This is a genomic window from Thermincola sp. GK-1 (assembly GCF_059412445.1).
On sequence record NZ_JBSQAT010000015.1, the window covers coordinates 39,037 to 60,726 of the forward strand.

A 21,690-nucleotide genomic window follows, 5' to 3' on the forward strand; every position below is an offset into this window, starting at 1 on the left:
TACTACTTTGTAAAAGTTTGCAAAAAAAACTAAATTTTAGGCTGTCATTAAAAACTGAGGGAAGTCTTTGCATGTTCAACCAAATCTGGATAGATTGACATATCGGTCTCCATAATTTTTTTAGCAATCTCCTCTTTTGAGACTTTTGGACTATTTAAGTAGATATACGGACGGTTTGCTTCACCGAAATCCTTTAGTAAAACCTTCTCCTGACTCAAAAGATAATAACGGTTTTCTTTCTTATGCATAAAACAGAAATGTCCCTTAAAAATCATTCTGTCAAATGTGCTTAAAGAACCTTTGATTTTTTCTTTGAATTTGTTTATCATGCTCATTGTAGTCGTTTCCTTTTTTTATTTTGATTTGTTGATTTTTTATGTTGTTTCTTGGTTTTATGTTTTTCTCTGTGTTCTCAGACCGTTAAGTAGTGCCTGAGAGTACCTCTCTTTTTTATCTCTGCGTCATTTTTTCAGTTTTATCATGGGTTTCTGGTCTTTTAAATTTTGATTGCAGCTTGGCTGCGCTGTGGACTCCGTGGTTCATATAGCCATCTGGTTTGGGTACCCTGCCTTCTTGTCAAGGTTTAATCGTGCCAATTTGAAACTTTGTCTAAAAATCTGAAGGGCTTCCTTTACCGGAAGCCCTCTTAATATTACCTTATTTTTTCTGTGCCTGCTCTGCAGCCGGCTTGGGATCCTGGAACCAGTGGCAGGTGTTACAATAAGTACCTGTAACATTCGGCCTGGGCTGGTTCTTATCATGGCAGGCGAAACAGTTCTGCAGGCCCTTGTCTTTAGCCATCTGCGGGTGTTTGGACATCCAAGCACCGTCATGGTTGGCCGGACGCTTCAGGTGACAACCGTAGCAGTAGCTGTTAGCCCGTGCAAAATCAGCAATCAAGTCTCCGGTGGACGGAGTGGCAAACTTCTGACTTTCTTTATCATAGTGACATTTAGCACAGTTATTTACGTCTTTCCGTCCTTCCCTACCGTGAATAACCTTCCACTCTGGATTTTCGTGGGAAGGCAGGCTCTTCCTATCAGGGTAGTAGTGGCAAGCAGCACACTTAGTGGTAACTTTACGCTGTTCGTGACAATTAATACATACGAACATGTTCGGACGGCGCATTACCTGAGGAGCTGCTTGTTTAGCCAACTGCGGAGACCATTTGGAATAATCGGAATATTCAGGTCTCGTAGTAACCTTACGCTCGGCGATATTGCCATGGGTTACAAACCTATGGCAAGATAGACAAGGTACCTTGGCAGCCTCGTGCTTTTCGTGCGGAGCAATCAGGTCAGGCAGCAGAGTGGCCAGCCTGTTTTGCATGGCATGACAGCTTCTGCAGGCATCATCTGATACAGGATTATTGCGAATAGCGATGGGTTTCTGGAAAGAGCCGCTGTCATGGGCGCTCTTGTTTTGCTGGGGATCATACCCTTTATGGCAGGTAAGACATGGAACATTGGCGTGTACGGAAGTCTGCCAGGTAGCAATTTCGGGCCACATTTCGTGACATTCGGTACACTGAGTCTGAGCTATTTCCGTATCACTTACCTTGGTAGGGGTTGCACCGCCTGCCTGGGTATCCTGCTTTTGCGTCGCGTCACCGGAGGTCTCCTTCTCGGGAGCAGTGGCTGGAGCCGTAGATGTTTGTTGTGAGCAACCTACAACCAGCAAGGCCAACAACACCAGCGCAGTTAATAACATAACCTTTTTCAAGGAAAATTTATGTAGCCTTTTTAACACTCTCTTTTCCCCTCCTTTCCCTAAATTTTTCAAAAGTCCTAATCTAATCTATTCTATTAAAACCGTTATATTCCTCTTTAAACTGCTTAGTTTAATTAAGTTTTTTTGCGAAAAAAGCTGGTTTTTGGCTCAATCTTTGCCAAAAAGAAATAAGGAAGGCAATATCCTTCCTTATAACTAACAAAATTACCGTTTTGAGTATTGTGGGGCCCGGCGGGCTTTTTTCAAACCGTACTTCTTTCTTTCCTTCATTCTGGGGTCTCTGGTCAGGAAACCGGCTTTTTTTAACGCCGGACGCAGGTTAGGATCGGCCTTGATCAATGCCCTGGCTATGCCCAGCCTTACAGCGCCTGCCTGTCCTGACGTACCGCCTCCGCGCACACTAGCCAGAACATTATACTGGCCTAATGTATTAGTCAGATTCAAGGGCTGCTTTACTATCATTTCCAAGGTTTTCTTACCAAAGTATTCATCTAAACTTCTATTGTTAACGGTGACATTTCCGTCACCGGGTACTAACCGTACACGGGCTACTGCGTTTTTTCTCCGTCCGGTACCATAGTATTGGACCTGAGCCATGAATTATCTCCTCCTTCCTTTCTTTATTCCCCGATTTGCCATACTTCCGGCTTTTGAGCCTGATGTGGGTGTTCAGAACCACGGTATACCCTCAGCTTCTTGAGCATTGCCCTGCCCAAACGGTTGTGAGGAAGCATACCTTTAACGGCTTTTTCCACTGCTCTTTCGGGTTTTGTTCTTAAAAGAGTTTCATAATTCATAGTCTTCAGCCCACCTGGGTATCCGGTATGGCGAACATAAAGTTTTTGGCTTCTTTTCTTACCGGTTAATTCAACCTTTTCTGCATTGATTACTATTACATGATCTCCAGTATCAACATGTGGGGTGAAAATCGGTTTATGTTTGCCTCTGAGGAGCCTGGCCACTTCGGAAGCCAATCTGCCCAGCGGCTTACCGGCAGCATCGATAACATACCATTTTCTTTGTATGTCCTCGGCTTTAGCCATGTAAGTATTCATCCTATTCCCTCCTTGCTGCAAACAGTCATAAACTTTTTTATTTGTGTTACTATCTACCACTAGTAACACAGAGATCCGGGGCTGTGGACCTTATATGTGCAAAAATCACAAGAATATTTTAATATACAGGAAATGTCATGTCAAGTTTTAGTATTCAACCCGCATAAGGCATAACCCCTGCGGCGGGACTGTAGGCCCTGCCAGCGTACGGTCCCCAGAAGCTATAATATCTTTCATCTCCTCCACCCTCAACTTGCCTTGGCCAATATAGAGTAACGTGCCTGTTATTATACGCACCATATTGTAAAGGAAGCCGTTTGCTTCTAAGTAAACGTGGATTAATTCTCCCTCTTGTTCAACCTCAGCCCTATACATAGTCCGAATGGAACTACGGGCCGTGGAACCGGCAGCCCTGAAGGCCGAAAAATCATGTTGTCCCACCAGAAAAGAAGCTGCTTTTCGCATATTATCCACATTGAGCTTATAAGGAACAAACAACGAGTAACGGCGATAAAAAACCGATGGTACTGTGTCGTTAAAAATAGTGTATCTGTAGGTTTTCTTCTTAGCCCAAAACTGGGCGTGAAAATCTCCGGGCGCCTCTACAGCATCTTTGGCCACAATATCTTCAGGCAATACGCTGTTTAATGCCCGTACAAAATTCCCAGTGGGTATTGAAGACTCGGTATAAAAATTTATCACCTGACCCAGCGCATGAACACCGGCATCAGTTCTCCCGGCCCCGGTAACAGAAATTTCCTCCCCGGTCAGCTTTCTGAGAGCTTTTTCCAAAGCCTCCTGAATTGTAGGCAAATTCTGACCTGCCTGTTTCTGGAAACCGTGATATGATGTTCCATCGTATTCAACGGTCATTTTAATGTTTCTCACCCTTGCCACCTACCAGTTCATGCGGTACCCCACAACAACAACCAGGACAGCAGTCAACAAAACCATTACCAGGTAATCCCAAGGAGAAAACTTCATAATTTTCATTCTTGTTCGGGGAATTCCTACCCTATAGGCTCTTGATTCCATAGCCAGGGCCAGTTCGTCAGCACGCCGGAAAGCACTGAGCAAGATAGGCACCATAAGAGCTGTCATATGACCGATTCTGGTTATAATATTGCCCGTGTCAAACTGGGCACCCCTGGACATCTGAGCCTTTTTGATTTTGTCAGTTTCTTCCCAGATAGTAGGGATAAACCTTAACGCAATCACCATCATAAGCGCCAGTTCGTCAGCCGGGAGCCCTATCCTTTTAAAAGGCCGGAAAATGGCCAACAGTCCGTCGGTCAGAGCCATGGGCGATGTGGTTAAGGTAACCAGCGAAGTGACAGAAACAATATAAAAAAGCTTTAAGGACATGGTGATCCCCTGGTTAAACCCTTCCCTGGATACCTGCAAAAATCCCCACTTGAACATAAGTTGTCCCGGCGTAAAAAGAAAATGCGCTATAATAGTAAAAATGATCAGAAATAACACCAATTTAACAGAATTCAAAAAAGCTTTCAGTGAAACCCCGGATAGAAATATCATCATCACCGTCAGTAAACCAAAGGCAAACAAAACCTGCATTTTATTAATCAGCATTATGGTGGTAATCAAAACAAAAGACGCAAATATTTTTGTCCTGGGGTCTAATCTGTGCAAAAATGAATTTCCCGGCACAAACCGGCCAAAAGCCAGGGAATCTATCAACGGTTCTCCCCCCTTAGAAGATTTGCAATTGCCTTTTTAGCTTCCTCTAAAGTGGTAAACCTGTTTGGGGGTTTCAACCCTCGCGCCTTTAGTTTATACTCCAATTCCAAAAGCTGAGGTACGCCTAATTTTACCTTTTCGCATAATTCAACCTGGCTGAATACCTCCATTGGTTTGCCCTGGAGCGCAAGCCGCCCTTTATGGAAAACTATAACCTTGTCAGCATAAGTTAAAACTTCATTTAGATTGTGAGTCACCCAAACAATCGTCAGGCCCAAATCTTTTTTTAACCGGGCAATCTCCCGCAGCAGCCTCTCCCGACCACAGGGATCTAATCCTGCCGTTGCTTCATCCAGCACCATGATTTGGGGTCTCATGGCCAATACGCTGGCAATAGCCACTTTACGCTTTTCTCCCCCACTCAGCTCCAAAGGAGACCGGTCCTTAAAATCCCCGTAATCAAGCCCTACTTTCTCCAGAGCGGTTCTTACAGCCTCCGTCACCTCCGCATCCTTAAATCCTAAATTGCGTGGCCCGTAGGCTACTTCGTTGTAAACAGTTGTTTCAAAGATTTGGTGTTCGGGGTACTGAAAAACCAGTCCCACAGTACGCCTGACCTCAACGAGCGGAACCCCTTTGGCATTGATATCTTTGCCATTTATCAAAACCTGGCCGGAAGTAGGCTTTAACAACCCGTTTAAATGCTGAATAAATGTGGATTTCCCTGAGCCTGTGGAACCCACAATGGCGGTCCACGTACCCCTTTCAATAGTTACATTAACGTCTGTCAAGGCCTTGTTCTCCATGGCCGTACCTTTTGCATAAATATGACTCAGGTTGCGTGTTTCAATCTGCATAGATAATCCACCATTTCATCGACTGTTAAAATACTGGCAGGGATATTAAACCCCTCATTTCTCAGCATGGCTGCCAGACAATTTATTTGGGGAACCTCCAAGTTTTGGCTGATCAGAAAATCGGGCTCACTGAAAATTTCCTCCGGCGTCCCCTCCCGCAGGATGGTCCCGCCGCCAAATATACAAACCCGGTCGGCCAGGGCTGCTTCTTCCATTAAATGGGTTACTAATATAATTGTCATTCCTCTTTTGTGTAAACGCAGCAAAATGTCAAACAAACGCCTCCTGCCAGCCGGGTCAAGCATAGAACTTGGTTCATCCAAAACCAGGCAATCAGGCCGCATAGCCAATAACCCTGCTATGGCAACCCTTTGTTTTTGACCACCGGACAGGGTATGTACCGTTTGATGCCGGTAAGGGGTCATCTCCACAGCTTCCAGAGCCTCAGCTACTCTTTTTTGTATTTCTTCCGGTGGCAGGGCTAGGTTCTCAGGGCCGAAAGCCACATCTTCCTCCACAATAGAGGAGACCAACTGGTTTTCCGGGTTTTGAAACAACAGCCCCACTTTCCGTCTGATTTCCAATAGATTATCCTGGTTAGCCGTATCCAGGCCGTCTACTGTGACCCGCCCTTTCGAAGGTAAAAGGATCCCGTTAAAATGTTTGACCAGGGTTGATTTACCCGAACCATTCGGTCCAATGACAGCCAGAAATTCGCCCCGCCGAACCCGCAGGTTAACCCCTCTGAGCACAGGCAGCGCAGCTTTACGGTTATCATCTGGATAGGCAAATTCCACACCGGCCATCTCGACGAGAGTGACCATAAAATCCCTCCGCTTAAATAACACACATTTCTTGTTATCGAACCGCAATCCCAAATCAGGTTATAAAGAAAGAGAAGCCAGGAGTACCGTTTACTTGACTATTTTGTAAACATCCTGACCTCGTGCCCTTTTTAATTCCTGTATTGGGATTAAACTAATTCCAGGATAACCATTTCTGCCGCATCGCCACGGCGATTTCCAACCTTGATAATCTTGGTGTAACCTCCCTGCCTGTCTTCATACCGGGTTGCCAAAACATCAAACAGTTTGGTTACCACTTCTTCATCCTGAATCATTGCCAGCGCCTGGCGCCTTGCATGTAAGTCGCCGCGCTTAGCAAGGGTAATAGCTTTTTCAGCTAAACGGTTGACAGACTTTGCTCTGGGAGCTGTGGTCTGGATTCTTTCCTCTCGCAACAGAGAAGTTACCAGGTTTTTTAGCATAGCATTCCTATGAGCAGTAGGACGTCTTAATTTGGATAACCCCACGACAATCCCTCCCTTTAGTCTTCAGATTTTTTGAGCGACAAACCAAGTTCGGCCAATTTATTAATAACCTCTTCAAGGGATTTTTTCCCGAGATTCCTGACCTTTATCATATCCTCTTCGGTCCGCTGAGTAAGCTCTTCCACGGTATTAATCCCGGCCCGCTTAAGACAATTGTATGAACGAACTGACAAGTCCAATTCCTCAATTGTCATCTCCAAAATTTTATCCTTTTCTTCCTCTTCTTTTTCCACCATTATTTCAACATCTTTGATATTTTCTGTCAAGCCTATAAACAGGCGCAGGTGCTCGCTTAATATCTTGGCTGACAAGCTGGTAGCCTCGTCAGGACGGATGCTGCCGTTAGTCCACACTTCCAGGGTCAGCTTGTCATAATCAGTAATCTGGCCTACCCGGGTATCTTCAATGTAGTAATTTACCCGCCGAACAGGCGAAAAAGCCGAATCAACCGGGATAATACCGATTACATGATCGTCTTTTTTATTCCTTTCCGCAGGTACATATCCTCTACCCTTTGCAACGTTAATCTCCATAACTAAACGAGCATCATCGGATAAAGTAGCGATATGTAACTCCGGATTCAGGATCTCCACATCAGCATCAGTTATTATATTTCCTGCCTTAACCTCACCCGGTCCTTTTGACTCAATGCGGAGGACTTTTTCCTCGTCGGTATACATCTTAAGGCACAATTCTTTCAGGTTAAGAATAATGTCTGTAACATCTTCATAAACACCGGGAACAGTAGAAAATTCGTGCAGTACTCCATCAATTTTGACCGATGTAACCGCAGCACCCGGGAGAGATGATAACAGAATCCTTCTCAGAGAATTACCCAGAGTAATTCCGTATCCTCTCTCCAGGGGTTCTACTACGAACTTGCCATAAGTATTGTCTTCACTGAGTTCCACACACTCAATTTTGGGCTTTTCAATTTCCAACATAAGATAACCCTCCTTCTAGAGAACTCGATTAATCCCGGCCTTTTATCTAGAGTACAGCTCAACAATGAGGTGCTCCTCAATAGGCACGTCAATCTCTTCTCTGGAAGGAATAGCAACCACCTTTCCTAGATGCTGATCTACGTCCAATTCCAACCAAGCGGGGGGAGTCTTATGAGCAGCCTGCTCCAAAAGCTCCTTAATTCTCGGCAGTTCCAGACTCTTTTCCTTGATTTTTATAACATCGCCAACCTTCAAAGAGTAGGATGGGATGTTCACCTTTTTGTCGTTTACGGTGAAATGACCATGGCGAACCAACTGCCTGGCTTCCGTCCTGGATGAAGCAAAGCCTAACCGGTAAACAACATTGTCCAACCTTCTTTCCAGTAATCGGAGCAAATTCTCACCGGTAACCCCGGGCTGGCGGTCAGCTTTAGCAAAGTAGTTCCGGAACTGTTTTTCCAGAACACCGTAAATTCTTCTGGCCTTTTGTTTTTCCCTTAACTGAATTCCGTATTCAGAAATCTTCTTCCGTCCCTGGCCGTGCATACCGGGGGCATACCCTCTACGGTCTATGGCACACTTGTCACTGTAGCATCTGTCACCTTTCAGGTACAATTTAGCGCCTTCTCTACGACACAATCTGCAAACAGGCCCCGTATATCTTGCCATTATTTAAACACCTCCTAAACCCTTCTTCTCTTGGGCGGCCTACAACCGTTGTGTGGTATTGGTGTAACATCTTTAATAACATTGACTTCAATTCCTGCCGCCTGAATAGCCCTGATAGCTGCCTCACGGCCGGCCCCAGGCCCTTTTACATAGACTTCTACTTCTTTCATACCATGATCCATTGCTTCTTTTGCTGCCTTTTCAGCTGCCATCTGAGCAGCAAAAGGAGTGCTTTTCCTGGAACCCTTAAAGCCCATGACCCCTGCACTGGCCCAGGAAATAGCATTTCCTGCCCGGTCACTAATGGTAACAATTGTATTATTAAAGGTTGATTTGATATGGGCAATACCTTGTTCCACATTTTTCCGCTCTTTACGTTTGCCCCTGACTCTTCGTGCCATCCACTCTTTCCCCCTTTACTTATTTCTTACGCCTTACGCCAACGGTCTTAGCCGGTCCTTTCCGTGTCCGGGCGTTGGTCTTAGTTCTTTGGCCCCGTACAGGCAGTCCCCTACGGTGGCGCAATCCCCGGTAGCAGCCAATTTCCATCAGCCGCTTAATGTTTAAAGAAATCTCTCTTCTAAGGTCACCCTCAACTTTGTAGTTTTTATCAATTACTTCACGTAACTTAGCAACTTCTTCTTCAGTTAGGTCCCGAACTCTGGTATCAGGATTTACCCCTGTTTGACTTAAAATTTGATTGGCAGTCGGGCGGCCTATACCAAAAATATAGGTTAAAGCAATCTCTACCCTTTTGTCCCGGGGCAAATCAACACCTGCTATCCTGGCCATTAAATTACACCTCCGTCATTCCAATGTAAGTATAGTTTTCCGTGACAACTTATCCCTGCTTCTGCTTATGCTTTGGATTCTCGCAAATTACCATTACTTTGCCTTTACGTTTTATTATCTTGCACTTTTCACAAATGGGTTTCACACTCGGTCTGACTTTCATTTCAATGTCCTCCTTCCGGCCTAAGCTGCTTACTTGTACCGGTATACGATTCGCCCACGCGTCAAGTCATAGGGAGATAATTCAACGGTCACCTTATCACCCGGTAAAATTCTTATAAAATTCATACGAATTTTTCCGGAAACGTGCGCTAAAACTCTGTGTCCATTCTCCAGTTCCACTCTGAACATTGCGTTCGGCAGTGGTTCTATAACTGTCCCTTCGACTTCAATTACATCCTGCTTTGACATTAGGTCAACCAACCTCCTTAGTTCGACCTCTCTTACTCGAGACCGGTTACCAAGTCTTCAATAGCCCTTCTTACCTCAGCATCGTCAACCTTTTTCCCTTGGGCAAGTTTGGCTTTTATCCCATCAGCAATTACGGGATATAATTGCAGATGCTTAAGGTTTTTTTTCTTGGGATTTTCCACTTTTCTACAGTCTCCGTCCACCACCCGAACAAAGGCCTCATTCAGGACGTCATAAATGATGAAGAATCTCTTTTTATCACGGCCTGCCTTAGATTTCACAAGTTGCCCTATCCCCGGCTCATTAAGAGACAATATGAGCACCTCCCGTATGTTTGCATCAGGGAAATAAAACGGGATTATATTGAAGTCAAGATCACTGGTTCATCTTCGGTAATGGCAACAGAGTGTTCAAAATGAGCAGATAACTTTCTATCCTTGGTAACAACTGTCCAATTATCTTCCAGAGTCATAACTTCAAATGTGCCCAGATTAACCATCGGTTCAATGGCCAAAGTCATCCCTGGCATCAGCCTTGGACCTCTTCCGGGCTTGCCGAAATTGGGAATTTGCGGCTCTTCGTGCATGTTCTTCCCTATGCCATGACCTACATAATCGCGTACAACAGAATAACCATGGCTTTCCACACAGCTTTGAATCGCATGAGATATATCGGACAACCGGTTACCTTTCCGGGCTTTACTGATTCCCTCATATAGGGAATTTTCTGTTACCCTGATCAGGTCCAATGCTTCTTTTGAACAATCTCCAACGGGTAAAGTAACTGCACTGTCCCCATAATATCCATTTATTTCCGCACCAATGTCAATACTAATAATATCACCGTTTTCCAGCTTTTTTAAACCGGGAATACCATGTACTACCTGCTCATTTACAGAGGCACAAATAGATGCCGGAAATCCCATATATCCTTTAAATGCCGGCCTAGCCCCTTTACTTCTGATGAAGTCTTCGGCAATGCTGTCCAGTTCACCGGTTGTAATGCCTGGTTTGAGGGCTTTTTGAACTTCCTGATGCGTTTGAGCAACTATTCTGCCCGCATCACGCATATAGGCAATTTCCCGTTCGGATTTGCAATAAATCACTGAAAACCCTCTCCTGTAATTATTTCATAAAGCCCTGATAATGACGCATCAATAGATGGGATTCAATCTGTTTCATGGTCTCCAAAGCCACCCCAACGACGATCAGCAAACTGGTGCCGCCAAAGTAAATATTCGGTATTTTGGTAGCGCCTAGGATAATGGCCGGCAGAATAGCGATCAATGCAAGGAAGACGGCTCCAGACAACGTAATCCTTGTCAGTATTTTATCTAAATACTCGGCAGTTGGGCGTCCCGGTCTGAGTCCGGGTATAAACCCTCCGTATTTTTTCATGTTATCTGCAACATCCATCGGATTGAAAGTGATGGCAGTATAGAAATATGTGAAGAAAATTATCAATAAAGCGTACATTATACTGTGCGATACACTACCCCATGCAAACACCGAATTTATCCACTTAGAAAAAGCATTATTAGGGAAAAAATTTGCAATGGTAGTAGGAAACATTAATATTGATGATGCGAAAATTATCGGTATAACCCCGGCCTGGTTAACCTTCAGGGGAATATGGGTGCTCTGGCCACCGTAGACCCTACGACCGACAACCCTTTTCGCATACTGAACAGGTATCCGCCTTTGACCTTCGTTTACGGCCACTACTGCTGCTATAACCAGAGCAGCTACGATTACCAGCAGTACAACACTCAACGGATTGACCGTTCCAACCCGAACAGCCTCATAAATATTGTAGAGCCCGCCCGGAATTCCGGCCACAATACCGGCAAAAATTATTAATGATATACCGTTGCCAATGCCTTTTTCAGTAATCTGTTCGCCCAGCCACATGAGAAAGGCAGTCCCGGCGGTCAAGGTGATGGCAATAATCATGTAAGAACCAAAGCTCGGATTCTCCAAGGCTCCGGCTGCCCTTAAAGTAAACGCCATTCCCAGGGATTGAACAAAACCTAAAACTACCGTTCCGTACCGAATATATTGGGTAATCTTTTTCCGGCCTTCCTCCCCTTCCTTGGAGAGCTGTTCCAGCTTGGGGATGACAACCGTTAATAACTGCATAATAATCGATGCGTTAATATAAGGGGTAATACTCATGGCAAAAATGGAAAATCTTTTAAAGGCGCCCCCCGAAATAACATCAAAAAATCCGAGGAGCGAACCTCCGCCCTTGATGAGCTGCTCAATGGCTGTGTGGTTTATGCCGGGTACCGGTATATGGGCCCCGATTCGAAAAACCACAAACATAGCCAAGGTAAAGAGGATTTTTTTCCTCAGGTCTCCCAGCTTAAGGGAACTCTTTAGAGCTTCAAACAAATTAAATCACCTCAGCTTTACCGCCGGCCGCAGCAATTTTTTCCGCAGCGGATTTACTGAAAGCATGGGCCTGGACAGTCAATTTTTTCTCCAGGTTTCCGTTACCTAATACTTTGACCCCGTCCTTGATTGAACTGATAATACCTTCCTGTTTCATCAATTCCGGTGTTACCACTGTGCCATCTGCGAACTTATTCAATTTATCCAAGTTTGTAGTTACAAATTTCTTGGCAAAAACATTGGTAAACCCGCGCTTGGGAACAGCCCGCTGCAAAGGCATTTGGCCACCTTCGAATCCGGGTCTTACGCCGCCGCCCGAACGGGCATTTTGTCCTTTGTGTCCCCGTCCTGCTGTTTTGCCTAATCCGGAACCAATACCTCTTCCTTTCCTGGTTGGGCTCTTCCTGGCCCCGGCATTCGGTTTCAGGTTGTGTAATTCCACGAAACGACACCTCCTTGCCTGTTCAGATTATACTTCTTCTACTTTTACCAGGTGAGAAACCTTCTTTATCATTCCCCTGATCTGTGGAGTATCGTCATGGCTAACAGAAGCGTTAACCTTTTTGAGTCCCAATGAACGAACTGTTGCTCTTTGGTCTTCCGGAGTGCCGATAACACTCTTCACCAAAGTTATTTTCAACTTCTGAGACATTTAGTTCCCCTCCTAACCTAAGAGCTCTTCAACAGTTTTTCCCCTAAGCCTGGCAACTTCCTCTGCTCTTTTTAAGTTCTTCAGAGCATCCATGGTTGCATGAATCATGTTATTGGCGTTATTGGAACCCAGCGACTTTGTAAGAATGTCCCGGACTCCGGCCAGTTCCAGGATTGCCCTTACCGGACCACCTGCAATAACTCCGGTACCGGGAGCGGCAGGCTTTAGTAAAACTTTACCGGCGCCAAAATGACCAATAACTTCATGGGGAATTGTAGTTCCAACAATAGGAACATGAATCAGGTGCTTTTTTGCATCTTCTATGCCTTTCCGAATAGCTTCAGGCACCTCGCTGGCTTTTCCCAGACCGGCACCTACGTATCCATTTCCGTCGCCTACAACTACCAATGCACTAAAGCTAAAACGGCGTCCACCTTTTACAACCTTCGCTACCCTGTTTATATTGACAACTTTTTCGGTCAGTTCCAATTTACTGGCATCAATTAATGACATTATTTCCCCTCCTTCTTCCTGGGATTAAAAATCCAGCCCTGCTTCTCTTGCCGCATCGGCAAGGGCCTTGATTCTTCCGTGATAGATATGTCCGCCCCGGTCAAATACAACCCGCTTTACTCCCTTGGCCAGGGCCTTTTCGGCAATTGCTTTACCAACCGCCTGAGCCGCCTCCACATTGCTTTTTGAGCTCAAGCTTTTACCTAGTTCAGGTTCAAGGGTTGAAGCGGCCACAATGGTGTACCCTTTTGTATCATCAATGATCTGAGCATATATATGATTGAGACTCCGAAATACGCTCAGCCTGGGGCGTTCCGGGGTGCCAAAAACTTTCTTGCGTACTCGCAGATGACGTTTTGCCTTGATAGCTTTACGGTCAACTTGTTTGAACAAATTGCTCACTCCTTTCGTCCGCTAATCTGCTATATTCAATACGGCAGGAGCCTAATTATTTCTTTTTACCGCCGGTCTTACCAACCTTACGGCGAATTCTCTCATCAACATATTTAATTCCTTTACCCTTATAAGGTTCAGGTTCTCTTACAGAACGAATTTTCGCAGCAAAAGCGCCTACAGTTTCCTTGTCAATGCCCTTGACAACAATCCTATTAGCTGCCGGTACTTCTATTTCAATGCCATTCTGCGGCTCCATTTCTACGGGATGAGAATAACCAACGGTAAGAACCAGCTTATTTCCCTGCTTTGCCGCCCGGTAACCAACACCTGATAATTCCAGTTCTTTTTGAAACCCCTTGGTCACTCCGTCTACCATATTGCTTACCAGTGTCCTGGTTAAACCGTGCAACGATCTGTGCACTTTTTCATCAGAAGGCCTTTGCACAACTATTTTATTGTCTTCGACGGTAATTAACATATCTTTGTGGAATTCTTTTACCAACTGGCCTTTAGGCCCTTTTACGGTCACTACATTACCGTCTACTTTTACTTCCACTCCCTGAGGTATAATTACAGGCTGCTTACCAATCCTGGACATGTCTACACCTCCTATCAATATCCGTTCAAAATCTGCGTCCCTTTTTCCTACCAAATATAGCAGAGAACTTCTCCGCCTAACCCCAGCTTTCTGGCCTGTTTATCAGTCATGATGCCTTGCGAGGTGGAAATAATGGCTACGCCCAAACCACCTAATACGCGGGGTATTTCATCTTTCTTTGCGTAAACCCTCAGACCGGGCTTGCTAATTCTTTTCAGGCCTGTAATAACCTTTTCGCGGTTATCGCCATACTTCAGATATATCCTAATGATGCCTTGCTTACCGTCATCAATAAATTCGCAGTCTTTAATAAACCCTTCTTCCTTAAAAATTTCAGTGATTGCTTTTTTCACCTTGGAAGCAGGAATTTCTACCTTATCATGGTTTACCATAACGGCATTCCGAATCCTGGTAAGGAAATCTGCGATAGGATCTGTCATTACCACTATTAACTACCCCCTTCCTATCTTACCAACTTGCTTTTTTCACGCCGGGAATTTCTCCTCTGTATGCTCTTTCCCTAAAACAAATCCGGCACATCCCGAACTTTCTCATATATGCATGCGGCCGGCCACAAATTTTACATCTATTGTAAGCCCGGACTGAAAACTTGGGTGTTCTTTTTGCCTTGGCAATCATCGATTTTTTTGCCACGTCGTTCCCCCCTTTTGTTCTTAAGATTCCCTGTAGGGCATGCCTAAAAGCTTTAAGAGCTCACGAGCTTCTTCGTCGGTTTTAGCGCTGGTGACGAAGGTAATATCCATGCCCCTGACCTTATCAATCTTGTCGTAATCAATTTCGGGGAATACCAGCTGTTCCTTGATGCCCAGGGTATAGTTGCCTCTTCCGTCAAAAGATTTAGAGGATACCCCTCTGAAATCCCTTACCCGCGGCAAAGAAATGTTCAAAAGTTTATCGACAAATTCATACATCCGATCTCCACGCAGTGTAACTTTACAGCCAATAGGCATACCTTCGCGCAGTTTGAAGCCGGCGATGGACTTTTTGGCTCTGGTTACAACAGGTTTTTGTCCGGTAATCAGAGACAGGTCATTGACGGCGGCATCGATAGCCTTTGCATTTTGAATAGCATCGCCAACGCCCATGTTAATTACGACCTTCTCTAACCTGGGGACCTGCATAATGTTTTTATATTGAAACTTTTCCTTAAGTTTTGGAACTACTTCCTTATAGTACAATTCCTTAAGTCTGGCCATAAAACGTTACCCCCCTTCCGCAACTACTTATCCAGCGTTTCTCCACATTTTCTGCAGACCCTGATCTTTTTCCCATTCTCAAGAATTTGCTTGCCTATTCTCCTGGGCCCGTCGCATTTTGGACAGTATATCATTACATTGGAACTGGCAATCGGGGCTTCTTTTTCAATAATCCCACCTTGAGGCAATTTTTGTGTAGGTCTGGTGTGGCGTTTTACTATATTACGCCCCTCCACAACAACACGGTTTTCCTTGGGAAGGACCTCTAACACTTTGCCCTTTTGTCCAGCTTCATCCCCTGATATGATAACGACTGTATCTCCCTTTCTCACATGGATCTTGTTCTTAGCCAAAGTACCCACCTCCTGACTTTATTGACATCAGCTCTTCTTCCGGTACCACTACAGTACTTCTGGCGCCAAAGATACAATTTTCATGAAATCCTTTTCCCGCAATTCTCTCGCTACGGGTCCAAAAATACGAGTCCCTCTGGGGTTCTTGGCATCGTTAATTATAACGGCTGCATTCTCATCGAATTTGATATAAGAACCGTCAGGCCGTTTTATTTCTTTGTTTGTCCGAACAACAACGGCTTTGACAACATCGCCTTTCTTAACAACGCCGCCTGGTGTTGCATCCTTAACAGAAGCAATAATAATGTCGCCTACACTGGCATAGCGGCGATACGAACCACCCATTACCCTGATACAAAGCAGTTCTCTGGCTCCAGTGTTGTCAGCTACTTTTAGCCTGGTTTCTGCCTGAATCATGCTAGTGCCCTCCTTTCAGATGCGGGAATGCTATATCTGTTCTTCACGTTCTAAAATTTCAACTACCCGCCAACGCTTTTCCTTGCTGAGCGGTCTTGTTTCCATCAGTTTAACTCTGTCACCAATCCTACAGGCATTTTCCTCATCATGAGCCTTATATTTTTTGGTTCTTCTCATAATTTTACCGTACAAAGGGTGTCTGACCAATGTCTCAACAGCCACAACAACAGTTTTATCCATTTTATCACTTACCACTTTGCCGATTTGTACTTTTCTGGCGCCTCTTTCCATACCTGTGCTTTTGCCCCCTTTCTTGGCTTTTCACCGATTACCCTTGCTGGGCCTGAAGTTCTCTCTCCCGAATTATGGTTTTCACCCGCGCAATTGAACGGCGTACTTCTCTTATTCTCATCGGGTTTTCTAATTGCCCAGTAGCTAATTGAAAGCGTAATTTAAAAAGTTCATCTTTTAAGTCATCCACTTTGCGCACCAGTTCCTCGGTGGATAACTCCCTGATTTCCTTAGCTTTCATTAGCGTCACCACCCATCTCTTGTCTAGTTATAAACTTTGTTTTAATCGGTAACTTATGGGCAGCCAAGCGCATTGCTTCGCGGGCAACTTCCTCACTGACCCCGGCCAGTTCGAACATAACCCGTCCAGGTTTTACTACTGCTACCCAGTATTCAGGCGAACCTTTACCGCTACCCATCCGGGTCTCAGCCGGTTTGGCTGTTATGGGCTTATCGGGGAAGATCTTGATCCATACTTTACCGCCCCGTTTAATGTACCTGGTCATAGCAATCCGCGCAGCTTCGATTTGTCTATTTGTGATCCAAGCAGGTTCCAGAGCTTGAAGTCCATACTCGCCAAAGGCGATTTGGGTTCCGCCTTTTGCTTTTCCCTTCATGCGGCCCTTCTGCTGCTTACGGTGTTTAACTCTTTTAGGTACCAGCATTCTATTCTCCTCCTTCGCTTGCAACACTAGTCTTTACCTCGGGAAGGACCTCCCCACGGTAAATCCAAGCTTTTACACCTATCTTTCCATAAGTAGTATCTGCCTCTGCAAATCCGTAGTCAATATCTGCCCTTAAAGTATGCAAAGGAACTTTGCCTTCACTGTACCATTCCGTCCGGGCCATTTCTGCACCGGCTAAACGACCGGAACAGGCAATTTTAATGCCCTGAGCGCCCATCCGCATAGTACGAGAAACAGCCTGTTTCATAGCCCTACGGAAAGAAACCCGTCTTTCCAATTGTGCCGCTATGTTTTCAGCAACCAGTTGGGCATCAAGCTCAGGAACCTTAACTTCAACAATATTTATACTCACTTGCTTCCCGGTCATCTTCTCCAGGTTCTTTCTCAGGGCTTCAACTTCAGATCCGCCCCGCCCAATTACAATACCTGGCTTAGCAGTGTGGATAGTCAGTTTTAGTCTATTAGCAGCCCTCTCGATCTCAATCCGAGATATTCCGGCAGCGTATAATTTCTTTTTGACGTATTCACGCACTTTTATGTCTTCGAGCAAAAAATCGGCATAGTCCTTTTCAGCATACCATTTAGCATCCCAGTCTTTAATAATTCCGATTCTCAGGCCTTTAGGGTGTACCTTCTGCCCCACGCATTATCCCTCCTTTTTCTCTTTAACTACTACGGTAATATGACTTGTTCTTCTACGCATTAAATCCGCTCTACCCATGGCCCTGGGTTTATAACGCTTTAAGGTCGGACCTTGGTCTACAAAAATCTGAGAAATATATAAACTGTCTTTATCCATTTCAAAATTATTCTCCGCATTAGCTGCCGCGGATTTGACAACTTTTTCAATAGCTTCCGCTGCCTTCTGCGGGGTAAACTTAAGTATAGCAAGTGCTTCTTTGACCGATTTCCCTCTGATAAGGTCCACTACCTGACGCGCCTTTCTGGGGGAAATTCGTATATATCTAGCAACAGCTTTTGCTTCCATTTGAATACCTCCCTTCGGCTATTTCAGAGCCGTAGAACGCTCGGTGTGAGCACCGTGGCCCTTAAAAAATCTCGTCGGTGCAAACTCGCCGAGTTTATGGCCGACCATTTCTTCGGTGATATATATCGGCACATGCTTCCGGCCGTCATGCACAGCAATGGTATGACCTACCATTTGTGGGAAAATGGTAGAACGGCGGGACCATGTCTTAATGACTTTCTTTTCGTTCTTTGCATTCATTTCTTCAATCTTTTTTAATAACTTGGGCTCTACATAAGGTCCTTTTTTTAATGACCTTGCCATTAATGTACCCCCTTCCCGATGTTTTAGCCAGGACTGTTACTTAGTCCGTCTCTTAATAATCATTTTATCTGAAGGCTTCTTCTTCCGTGTACGCGCTCCAAGCGCAGGTTTACCCCAGGGAGTTACCGGGTTACGCCCAACCGGAGAACGGCCTTCACCACCGCCGTGCGGGTGGTCGACAGGGTTCATAACAACACCGCGCACGGTAGGCCTTCTGCCTAACCAACGAGCCCGTCCGGCTTTTCCAATAGTAATGTTTTCATGTTCAAGGTTGCCAACCTGCCCGATGGTTGCTTTGCAATCTACATGGATCAGGCGAACTTCTCCGGACGGCATACGGACATGTGCATAATCCCCCTCTTTAGCCATTAGTTGGGCTGCCGCCCCTGCTGAGCGGACTAACTGAGCGCCTTTTCCGGGTTTTAACTCCACATTATGAATAACGGTACCAACCGGAATGTTTTTCAGGGGCAGGGCATTTCCGGTCTTAATATCGGCATCAGGTCCGGAAATAATTTCATCGCCCACCTTCAACCCGAGAGGAGCGATAATATACCTTTTTTCACCATCTGCGTAATTCAACAGGGCTATCCTGGAAGTGCGGTTCGGATCGTATTCTATAGTGGCAACTTTTGCAGGAATTCCGTCTTTGTCCCGCTTAAAGTCAATAATCCTGTACATCCTCTTATGTCCACCACCACGGTGCCGCACCGATATCCTGCCCTGGTTATTACGCCCGGCCTTGCTCTTCAAAGGCTCTAATAGTGATTTTTCGGGCTGGTCGGTAGTAATATCAGAAAAATCGGCCACAGTCATAAAACGTCTACCGGGTGATGTTGGTTTAAACTTCTTAACTGCCACATTTGTTCCCTCCTTTACCTAGGAATCATTGTTATACTCCTTCAAATACTTCGATCTTGTCGCCTTCTTTCAGGGTGACAATTGCTTTTTTACGATTCGGGGTTTTCCCGACAAATCTTCCGACTCTCTTGGTCTTCCCTTTTACGTTCATGGTGTTTACATTTACTACAGTGACATTGAATAATTCTTGAATTGCGTGTTTAATTTCCAACTTATTTGCTTTTGGGTCCACGTAAAAAGTATATTTGTTCTCCTCCAAAAGGCCCATGCTTCGTTCGGATATCACCGGCCTTTTAATAATATCTCTGGGGTTACGCATTATGCCAGCACCTCCTCAACCTTGGCTACCGCATCTTTGGTAATCACCAGTTTTTCATGGTTCACGAGGTCATATACATTCAGTCCACCGGCCGTCAATGGTGTAACTCCAGGGATATTACGTGCCGATTTGATTACGTTTTGATCAACATCGGCAGTAACAACAACTGCTTTTTTCGCCTTCAGCCTGTTCAGGATTTCAGCCATTTCCTTAGTCTTTGGCTGGGCCATTTCCAAGGTATCCAAAACAATAATGTTGCCATCGGACACTTTAGAAGACAGGACGGATTTCAAAGCCAGCCTTCTGGCTTTTTTAGGCATTGTATAATTAAACGACCTCGGTTTGGGTCCGAATGTAATACCGCCGCCTCTCCAAATAGGAGAACGAATACTTCCGTGGCGCGCACGGCCGGTGCCTTTTTGCCGCCAGGGCTTGCGCCCGCCTCCGCTAACTTCGGCCCGGGTCTTGGTGGATGCCGTTCCAACGCGACGGTTAGCCAACTGCATTACTACCACATCATGGACCAATCCTTCGTTTGGTTCGATGCCAAATACTTCGTCTTTTAACTCAATCTCGCCAACCTGTTCTCCTTTGATATTATATAAAGCTACTTTAGGCATATCTAATCCTCCTTTCCTGCCATTACCTATTTAGCTTTTACGCTGCTTTTTACCGCTACCAGAGAGCCTTTGGGCCCCGGAATTGCTCCTTTTATTAAAAGCAAGTTGCGCTCAGGGTCAACTTTGACTATTTCCAGGTTCTGTATTGTAACCTTTTCTGCCCCCAAATGACCGGGCCTCTTGGTTCCTTTAAATACCCTGGCCGGGCCTTTTGCTCCGGCGCTACCTACCCTGCGGTGGCTTTTGGAACCATGGGCCATGGGTCCCCGCTGGAAGTTGTATCTTTTTATGGTACCGGCAAATCCTTTACCCTTTGAGGTACCCTCTACGTCAACACGTTCTCCGGCTTCAAAAATATCGACTTTGATTTCCTGACCCAATTGGTAATCATCTATGTTTACCACTTTGAATTCTTTTAAATACTTCATGGGTTTTACCCCAGCCTTGGCAAAGTGCCCTTTCAACGGTTTCGTCAATAAACTTTCGCGTTTTTCACCAAAGCCCAATTGAATAGAATTATAACCGTCAGTCTCCACGGTCTTTTTCTGTACAACGACGCAGGGACCGGCTTCAACCACTGTTACCGGTAATACTTCGCCCTGTTCATTGAAAATTTGGGTCATGCCAATCTTCTTACCCAATATTCCTTTAGACATTTATTGCCACCTCCTAATTTCGTCCAGCGGTCAACTCAGAACTGATTCCACCTGAATTGACTTACGACACATTATTACTTGCCGCCAGCGGCCGTACTAGCCACTAACCGGCCACTGCCCATTACAGCTTTATCTCTATGTCAACACCAGCCGGTAAGTCCAGACGCATAAGTGCATCGACGGTTTTAGGTGTAGGTTCCAGTATGTCGATTAACCTTTTATGAATCCTCATTTCAAACTGTTCCCGTGAATCTTTGTTAACATGAGGAGATCTTAAAATTGTGTATATGCTTTTTTCTGTGGGTAGGGGTACAGGTCCGGCAACACCCGCACCGGTTCTTTTAGCAGTATCCACTATTTTCTCTGCAGATTGGTCAAGAATTTTATGATCATAGGCCTTAAGTCTGATTCTAATTTTTTGTTTACTCATTTTTTAACCTCCTTCGCCCGATATTTTTCCGGACTTCTCCGTGAAAATTCCCTAAGCAAATCTTAGCAACCTTTCACTTCATCGCTTTCAGCAAGTCCGCCTAATTAGAGCGTCTTTTTTTGTACCCTATACATAAAAAGAACAAAAGTTTCTATTGAAACTTCAAGGAAACTTTTGTTGATATCCGGAAATCATGCCTTGAGGTTATCCACAATTTACCTCAAAGCATAATTTCCTAAATATCAAGAGGAGAGTTAAGTACCACAGCCTCATGGCTGTGATACTCAAGCTCCTTGTTTATTATAAACCGGATAATTACTCTTTGATAGCTGATACAACACCGGCTCCTACTGTACGGCCACCCTCACGGATAGCGAAGCGGAGTCCTTCTTCGATAGCAATCGGGGTAATCAATTCAATGTCCATCTTTACGTTGTCCCCAGGCATTACCATCTCTACGCCCTCAGGTAACTTTACTACTCCGGTCACGTCTGTTGTACGGAAGTAAAA

General features: G+C 45.1%; 40 protein-coding genes. All 40 read right to left on the reverse strand.

The features are described 5' to 3' along the window. Nucleotides 1–47: 47 nt before the first annotated feature. On the reverse strand, nucleotides 48–335 hold the full coding sequence (locus tag ACSNJE_RS12770) for a hypothetical protein (protein ID WP_495252806.1): 288 nt from the start codon (nucleotides 333–335) through the stop codon (nucleotides 48–50). A gap of 322 nt (nucleotides 336–657) precedes the next feature. Then, nucleotides 658–1,749, reverse strand: a complete 1,092-nt coding sequence (pdcA, locus tag ACSNJE_RS12775; protein ID WP_052218125.1) for a periplasmic decaheme cytochrome A — start codon at nucleotides 1,747–1,749, stop codon at nucleotides 658–660. Between the two features lie 186 nt (nucleotides 1,750–1,935). Continuing rightward, on the reverse strand, nucleotides 1,936–2,328 hold the full coding sequence (rpsI, locus tag ACSNJE_RS12780) for a 30S ribosomal protein S9 (RefSeq protein ID WP_013119242.1): 393 nt from the start codon (nucleotides 2,326–2,328) through the stop codon (nucleotides 1,936–1,938). Between the two features lie 23 nt (nucleotides 2,329–2,351). After that, nucleotides 2,352–2,786 (reverse strand): 50S ribosomal protein L13, encoded by a 435-nt coding sequence (gene rplM / locus ACSNJE_RS12785; RefSeq protein ID WP_052218127.1) that lies wholly within the window; start codon nucleotides 2,784–2,786, stop codon nucleotides 2,352–2,354. Nucleotides 2,787–2,933: 147 nt separating this feature from the next. Continuing rightward, the gene (gene truA, locus ACSNJE_RS12790; protein WP_495252807.1) at nucleotides 2,934–3,674 is read right to left on the reverse strand and encodes a tRNA pseudouridine(38-40) synthase TruA; all 741 of its coding nucleotides are present in this window, start codon (nucleotides 3,672–3,674) and stop codon (nucleotides 2,934–2,936) included. A 9-nt stretch (nucleotides 3,675–3,683) separates the two neighbouring features. Continuing rightward, a complete protein-coding gene (locus ACSNJE_RS12795; RefSeq protein ID WP_474774370.1) occupies nucleotides 3,684–4,484 on the reverse strand; it encodes an energy-coupling factor transporter transmembrane component T family protein in 801 nt (266 codons plus the stop codon). Continuing rightward, nucleotides 4,481–5,341, reverse strand: coding sequence for an energy-coupling factor transporter ATPase (locus ACSNJE_RS12800; RefSeq protein ID WP_495252808.1), 861 nt, complete (start codon nucleotides 5,339–5,341; stop codon nucleotides 4,481–4,483). Before ACSNJE_RS12800 ends, ACSNJE_RS12795 begins: the two co-directional genes overlap by 4 nt. Continuing rightward, complete coding sequence (locus ACSNJE_RS12805; protein ID WP_495252809.1) at nucleotides 5,317–6,165, reverse strand: energy-coupling factor transporter ATPase; 849 nt, start codon at nucleotides 6,163–6,165, stop codon at nucleotides 5,317–5,319. The genes ACSNJE_RS12800 and ACSNJE_RS12805 overlap by 25 nt, the downstream gene beginning before the upstream one ends. Nucleotides 6,166–6,314: 149 nt before the next feature. Next, on the reverse strand, nucleotides 6,315–6,653 hold the full coding sequence (gene rplQ / locus ACSNJE_RS12810) for a 50S ribosomal protein L17 (protein ID WP_083436872.1): 339 nt from the start codon (nucleotides 6,651–6,653) through the stop codon (nucleotides 6,315–6,317). A gap of 14 nt (nucleotides 6,654–6,667) precedes the next feature. Next, nucleotides 6,668–7,615 (reverse strand): DNA-directed RNA polymerase subunit alpha, encoded by a 948-nt coding sequence (locus tag ACSNJE_RS12815; protein WP_052218131.1) that lies wholly within the window; start codon nucleotides 7,613–7,615, stop codon nucleotides 6,668–6,670. A gap of 42 nt (nucleotides 7,616–7,657) precedes the next feature. Further along, nucleotides 7,658–8,284: a 30S ribosomal protein S4 gene (rpsD, locus tag ACSNJE_RS12820; protein ID WP_013119233.1), complete on the reverse strand. Its 627-nt coding sequence runs from the start codon at nucleotides 8,282–8,284 to the stop codon at nucleotides 7,658–7,660. 14 nt (nucleotides 8,285–8,298) lie between these two features. Next, nucleotides 8,299–8,685 carry a 30S ribosomal protein S11 gene (rpsK, locus tag ACSNJE_RS12825; protein WP_013119232.1) on the reverse strand — a complete coding sequence of 129 codons (387 nt, stop codon included), beginning with the start codon at nucleotides 8,683–8,685 and terminating at the stop codon, nucleotides 8,299–8,301. A gap of 19 nt (nucleotides 8,686–8,704) precedes the next feature. Continuing rightward, complete coding sequence (rpsM, locus tag ACSNJE_RS12830) at nucleotides 8,705–9,076, reverse strand: 30S ribosomal protein S13 (protein WP_013119231.1); 372 nt, start codon at nucleotides 9,074–9,076, stop codon at nucleotides 8,705–8,707. 49 nt (nucleotides 9,077–9,125) lie between these two features. Further along, nucleotides 9,126–9,239 (reverse strand): 50S ribosomal protein L36, encoded by a 114-nt coding sequence (gene rpmJ / locus ACSNJE_RS12835; RefSeq protein ID WP_008516283.1) that lies wholly within the window; start codon nucleotides 9,237–9,239, stop codon nucleotides 9,126–9,128. 29 nt (nucleotides 9,240–9,268) lie between these two features. After that, nucleotides 9,269–9,487 carry a translation initiation factor IF-1 gene (gene infA, locus ACSNJE_RS12840; protein ID WP_013119230.1) on the reverse strand — a complete coding sequence of 73 codons (219 nt, stop codon included), beginning with the start codon at nucleotides 9,485–9,487 and terminating at the stop codon, nucleotides 9,269–9,271. A 32-nt stretch (nucleotides 9,488–9,519) separates the two neighbouring features. Beyond that, nucleotides 9,520–9,801 carry a KOW domain-containing RNA-binding protein gene (locus ACSNJE_RS12845; RefSeq protein ID WP_013119229.1) on the reverse strand — a complete coding sequence of 94 codons (282 nt, stop codon included), beginning with the start codon at nucleotides 9,799–9,801 and terminating at the stop codon, nucleotides 9,520–9,522. Nucleotides 9,802–9,845: 44 nt separating this feature from the next. Beyond that, complete coding sequence (gene map, locus ACSNJE_RS12850; protein ID WP_052218132.1) at nucleotides 9,846–10,592, reverse strand: type I methionyl aminopeptidase; 747 nt, start codon at nucleotides 10,590–10,592, stop codon at nucleotides 9,846–9,848. Between the two features lie 19 nt (nucleotides 10,593–10,611). After that, entirely contained in the window at nucleotides 10,612–11,880 is a 1,269-nt protein-coding gene (gene secY, locus ACSNJE_RS12855) for a preprotein translocase subunit SecY (RefSeq protein ID WP_052218133.1), read from the reverse strand. A gap of 1 nt (nucleotide 11,881) precedes the next feature. Then, nucleotides 11,882–12,322, reverse strand: a complete 441-nt coding sequence (gene rplO, locus ACSNJE_RS12860) for a 50S ribosomal protein L15 (RefSeq protein WP_013119226.1) — start codon at nucleotides 12,320–12,322, stop codon at nucleotides 11,882–11,884. A gap of 27 nt (nucleotides 12,323–12,349) precedes the next feature. Further along, nucleotides 12,350–12,532: a 50S ribosomal protein L30 gene (gene rpmD, locus ACSNJE_RS12865; protein WP_013119225.1), complete on the reverse strand. Its 183-nt coding sequence runs from the start codon at nucleotides 12,530–12,532 to the stop codon at nucleotides 12,350–12,352. 12 nt (nucleotides 12,533–12,544) lie between these two features. Beyond that, a complete protein-coding gene (rpsE, locus tag ACSNJE_RS12870; protein ID WP_013119224.1) occupies nucleotides 12,545–13,045 on the reverse strand; it encodes a 30S ribosomal protein S5 in 501 nt (166 codons plus the stop codon). 24 nt (nucleotides 13,046–13,069) lie between these two features. Then, nucleotides 13,070–13,438 (reverse strand): 50S ribosomal protein L18, encoded by a 369-nt coding sequence (gene rplR / locus ACSNJE_RS12875; RefSeq protein ID WP_495252810.1) that lies wholly within the window; start codon nucleotides 13,436–13,438, stop codon nucleotides 13,070–13,072. Between the two features lie 55 nt (nucleotides 13,439–13,493). After that, nucleotides 13,494–14,039 (reverse strand): 50S ribosomal protein L6, encoded by a 546-nt coding sequence (rplF, locus tag ACSNJE_RS12880; protein ID WP_013119222.1) that lies wholly within the window; start codon nucleotides 14,037–14,039, stop codon nucleotides 13,494–13,496. 47 nt (nucleotides 14,040–14,086) lie between these two features. Further along, the gene (gene rpsH, locus ACSNJE_RS12885; RefSeq protein WP_013119221.1) at nucleotides 14,087–14,485 is read right to left on the reverse strand and encodes a 30S ribosomal protein S8; all 399 of its coding nucleotides are present in this window, start codon (nucleotides 14,483–14,485) and stop codon (nucleotides 14,087–14,089) included. 22 nt (nucleotides 14,486–14,507) lie between these two features. After that, nucleotides 14,508–14,693 carry a type Z 30S ribosomal protein S14 gene (locus tag ACSNJE_RS12890; protein WP_013119220.1) on the reverse strand — a complete coding sequence of 62 codons (186 nt, stop codon included), beginning with the start codon at nucleotides 14,691–14,693 and terminating at the stop codon, nucleotides 14,508–14,510. A 20-nt stretch (nucleotides 14,694–14,713) separates the two neighbouring features. Beyond that, nucleotides 14,714–15,256, reverse strand: coding sequence for a 50S ribosomal protein L5 (gene rplE / locus ACSNJE_RS12895; RefSeq protein WP_013119219.1), 543 nt, complete (start codon nucleotides 15,254–15,256; stop codon nucleotides 14,714–14,716). Nucleotides 15,257–15,279: 23 nt separating this feature from the next. Then, entirely contained in the window at nucleotides 15,280–15,609 is a 330-nt protein-coding gene (rplX, locus tag ACSNJE_RS12900) for a 50S ribosomal protein L24 (protein ID WP_013119218.1), read from the reverse strand. A gap of 48 nt (nucleotides 15,610–15,657) precedes the next feature. After that, a complete protein-coding gene (rplN, locus tag ACSNJE_RS12905; RefSeq protein ID WP_474661122.1) occupies nucleotides 15,658–16,026 on the reverse strand; it encodes a 50S ribosomal protein L14 in 369 nt (122 codons plus the stop codon). A gap of 30 nt (nucleotides 16,027–16,056) precedes the next feature. Beyond that, complete coding sequence (gene rpsQ, locus ACSNJE_RS12910) at nucleotides 16,057–16,317, reverse strand: 30S ribosomal protein S17 (protein ID WP_495252811.1); 261 nt, start codon at nucleotides 16,315–16,317, stop codon at nucleotides 16,057–16,059. A 37-nt stretch (nucleotides 16,318–16,354) separates the two neighbouring features. Continuing rightward, nucleotides 16,355–16,558: a 50S ribosomal protein L29 gene (gene rpmC / locus ACSNJE_RS12915; protein ID WP_495252812.1), complete on the reverse strand. Its 204-nt coding sequence runs from the start codon at nucleotides 16,556–16,558 to the stop codon at nucleotides 16,355–16,357. Beyond that, a complete protein-coding gene (gene rplP / locus ACSNJE_RS12920) occupies nucleotides 16,548–16,982 on the reverse strand; it encodes a 50S ribosomal protein L16 (protein WP_013119214.1) in 435 nt (144 codons plus the stop codon). Before rplP ends, rpmC begins: the two co-directional genes overlap by 11 nt. 1 nt (nucleotide 16,983) lies before the next feature. Then, nucleotides 16,984–17,646, reverse strand: coding sequence for a 30S ribosomal protein S3 (rpsC, locus tag ACSNJE_RS12925; RefSeq protein WP_495252813.1), 663 nt, complete (start codon nucleotides 17,644–17,646; stop codon nucleotides 16,984–16,986). Between the two features lie 3 nt (nucleotides 17,647–17,649). Beyond that, nucleotides 17,650–17,991, reverse strand: coding sequence for a 50S ribosomal protein L22 (gene rplV / locus ACSNJE_RS12930; protein ID WP_013119212.1), 342 nt, complete (start codon nucleotides 17,989–17,991; stop codon nucleotides 17,650–17,652). 18 nt (nucleotides 17,992–18,009) lie between these two features. After that, nucleotides 18,010–18,294: a 30S ribosomal protein S19 gene (gene rpsS, locus ACSNJE_RS12935; RefSeq protein ID WP_013119211.1), complete on the reverse strand. Its 285-nt coding sequence runs from the start codon at nucleotides 18,292–18,294 to the stop codon at nucleotides 18,010–18,012. A gap of 36 nt (nucleotides 18,295–18,330) precedes the next feature. After that, a complete protein-coding gene (gene rplB / locus ACSNJE_RS12940; RefSeq protein WP_013119210.1) occupies nucleotides 18,331–19,155 on the reverse strand; it encodes a 50S ribosomal protein L2 in 825 nt (274 codons plus the stop codon). A 31-nt stretch (nucleotides 19,156–19,186) separates the two neighbouring features. Beyond that, the gene (rplW, locus tag ACSNJE_RS12945) at nucleotides 19,187–19,474 is read right to left on the reverse strand and encodes a 50S ribosomal protein L23 (RefSeq protein ID WP_013119209.1); all 288 of its coding nucleotides are present in this window, start codon (nucleotides 19,472–19,474) and stop codon (nucleotides 19,187–19,189) included. Next, on the reverse strand, nucleotides 19,474–20,094 hold the full coding sequence (gene rplD, locus ACSNJE_RS12950) for a 50S ribosomal protein L4 (protein WP_495252814.1): 621 nt from the start codon (nucleotides 20,092–20,094) through the stop codon (nucleotides 19,474–19,476). Before rplD ends, rplW begins: the two co-directional genes overlap by 1 nt. A 26-nt stretch (nucleotides 20,095–20,120) precedes the next feature. Next, nucleotides 20,121–20,750, reverse strand: a complete 630-nt coding sequence (gene rplC, locus ACSNJE_RS12955; protein WP_013119207.1) for a 50S ribosomal protein L3 — start codon at nucleotides 20,748–20,750, stop codon at nucleotides 20,121–20,123. A 121-nt stretch (nucleotides 20,751–20,871) separates the two neighbouring features. Continuing rightward, nucleotides 20,872–21,180, reverse strand: coding sequence for a 30S ribosomal protein S10 (gene rpsJ / locus ACSNJE_RS12960; RefSeq protein WP_013119206.1), 309 nt, complete (start codon nucleotides 21,178–21,180; stop codon nucleotides 20,872–20,874). 315 nt (nucleotides 21,181–21,495) lie between these two features. Next, a partial coding sequence (locus ACSNJE_RS12965) for an EF-Tu C-terminal domain-related protein (protein WP_495252815.1) occupies nucleotides 21,496–21,690 on the reverse strand: 195 nt, incomplete at its 5' end.

Bases quoted from the DNA above. Each gene is read 5' to 3' on its own strand.
- rplF (WP_013119222.1), bottom strand. From the start codon at position 14,039: ATGTCCAGGATTGGTAAGCAGCCTGTAATTATACCTCAGGGAGTGGAA.
- ACSNJE_RS12800 (WP_495252808.1), bottom strand. From the start codon at position 5,341: ATGCAGATTGAAACACGCAACCTGAGTCATATTTATGCAAAAGGTACG.
- rpsS (WP_013119211.1), bottom strand. From the start codon at position 18,294: ATGGCAAGGTCATTAAAAAAAGGACCTTATGTAGAGCCCAAGTTATTA.
- rplN (WP_474661122.1), bottom strand. From the start codon at position 16,026: ATGATTCAGGCAGAAACCAGGCTAAAAGTAGCTGACAACACTGGAGCC.
- rpsK (WP_013119232.1), bottom strand. From the start codon at position 8,685: ATGGCACGAAGAGTCAGGGGCAAACGTAAAGAGCGGAAAAATGTGGAA.
- rplE (WP_013119219.1), bottom strand. From the start codon at position 15,256: ATGGCCAGACTTAAGGAATTGTACTATAAGGAAGTAGTTCCAAAACTT.
- rplM (WP_052218127.1), bottom strand. From the start codon at position 2,786: ATGAATACTTACATGGCTAAAGCCGAGGACATACAAAGAAAATGGTAT.
- rpmJ (WP_008516283.1), bottom strand. From the start codon at position 9,239: ATGAAAGTCAGACCGAGTGTGAAACCCATTTGTGAAAAGTGCAAGATA.
- ACSNJE_RS12805 (WP_495252809.1), bottom strand. From the start codon at position 6,165: ATGGTCACTCTCGTCGAGATGGCCGGTGTGGAATTTGCCTATCCAGAT.
- ACSNJE_RS12770 (WP_495252806.1), bottom strand. From the start codon at position 335: ATGAGCATGATAAACAAATTCAAAGAAAAAATCAAAGGTTCTTTAAGC.
- infA (WP_013119230.1), bottom strand. From the start codon at position 9,487: ATGTCAAAGCAGGATGTAATTGAAGTCGAAGGGACAGTTATAGAACCA.
- rplV (WP_013119212.1), bottom strand. From the start codon at position 17,991: ATGGAAGCAAAAGCTGTTGCTAGATATATACGAATTTCCCCCAGAAAG.
- rplP (WP_013119214.1), bottom strand. From the start codon at position 16,982: ATGCTGGTACCTAAAAGAGTTAAACACCGTAAGCAGCAGAAGGGCCGC.
- ACSNJE_RS12815 (WP_052218131.1), bottom strand. From the start codon at position 7,615: ATGTTGGAAATTGAAAAGCCCAAAATTGAGTGTGTGGAACTCAGTGAA.
- rpsJ (WP_013119206.1), bottom strand. From the start codon at position 21,180: ATGAGTAAACAAAAAATTAGAATCAGACTTAAGGCCTATGATCATAAA.
- rpsI (WP_013119242.1), bottom strand. From the start codon at position 2,328: ATGGCTCAGGTCCAATACTATGGTACCGGACGGAGAAAAAACGCAGTA.
- rplW (WP_013119209.1), bottom strand. From the start codon at position 19,474: ATGCGTAACCCCAGAGATATTATTAAAAGGCCGGTGATATCCGAACGA.
- rpsD (WP_013119233.1), bottom strand. From the start codon at position 8,284: ATGGCAAGATATACGGGGCCTGTTTGCAGATTGTGTCGTAGAGAAGGC.
- rpsE (WP_013119224.1), bottom strand. From the start codon at position 13,045: ATGTCATTAATTGATGCCAGTAAATTGGAACTGACCGAAAAAGTTGTC.
- rpmC (WP_495252812.1), bottom strand. From the start codon at position 16,558: ATGAAAGCTAAGGAAATCAGGGAGTTATCCACCGAGGAACTGGTGCGC.
- rpsQ (WP_495252811.1), bottom strand. From the start codon at position 16,317: ATGGAAAGAGGCGCCAGAAAAGTACAAATCGGCAAAGTGGTAAGTGAT.
- rpmD (WP_013119225.1), bottom strand. From the start codon at position 12,532: ATGTCTCAGAAGTTGAAAATAACTTTGGTGAAGAGTGTTATCGGCACT.
- rpsM (WP_013119231.1), bottom strand. From the start codon at position 9,076: ATGGCCAGGATAGCAGGTGTTGATTTGCCCCGGGACAAAAGGGTAGAG.
- rplC (WP_013119207.1), bottom strand. From the start codon at position 20,750: ATGTCTAAAGGAATATTGGGTAAGAAGATTGGCATGACCCAAATTTTC.
- rplD (WP_495252814.1), bottom strand. From the start codon at position 20,094: ATGCCTAAAGTAGCTTTATATAATATCAAAGGAGAACAGGTTGGCGAG.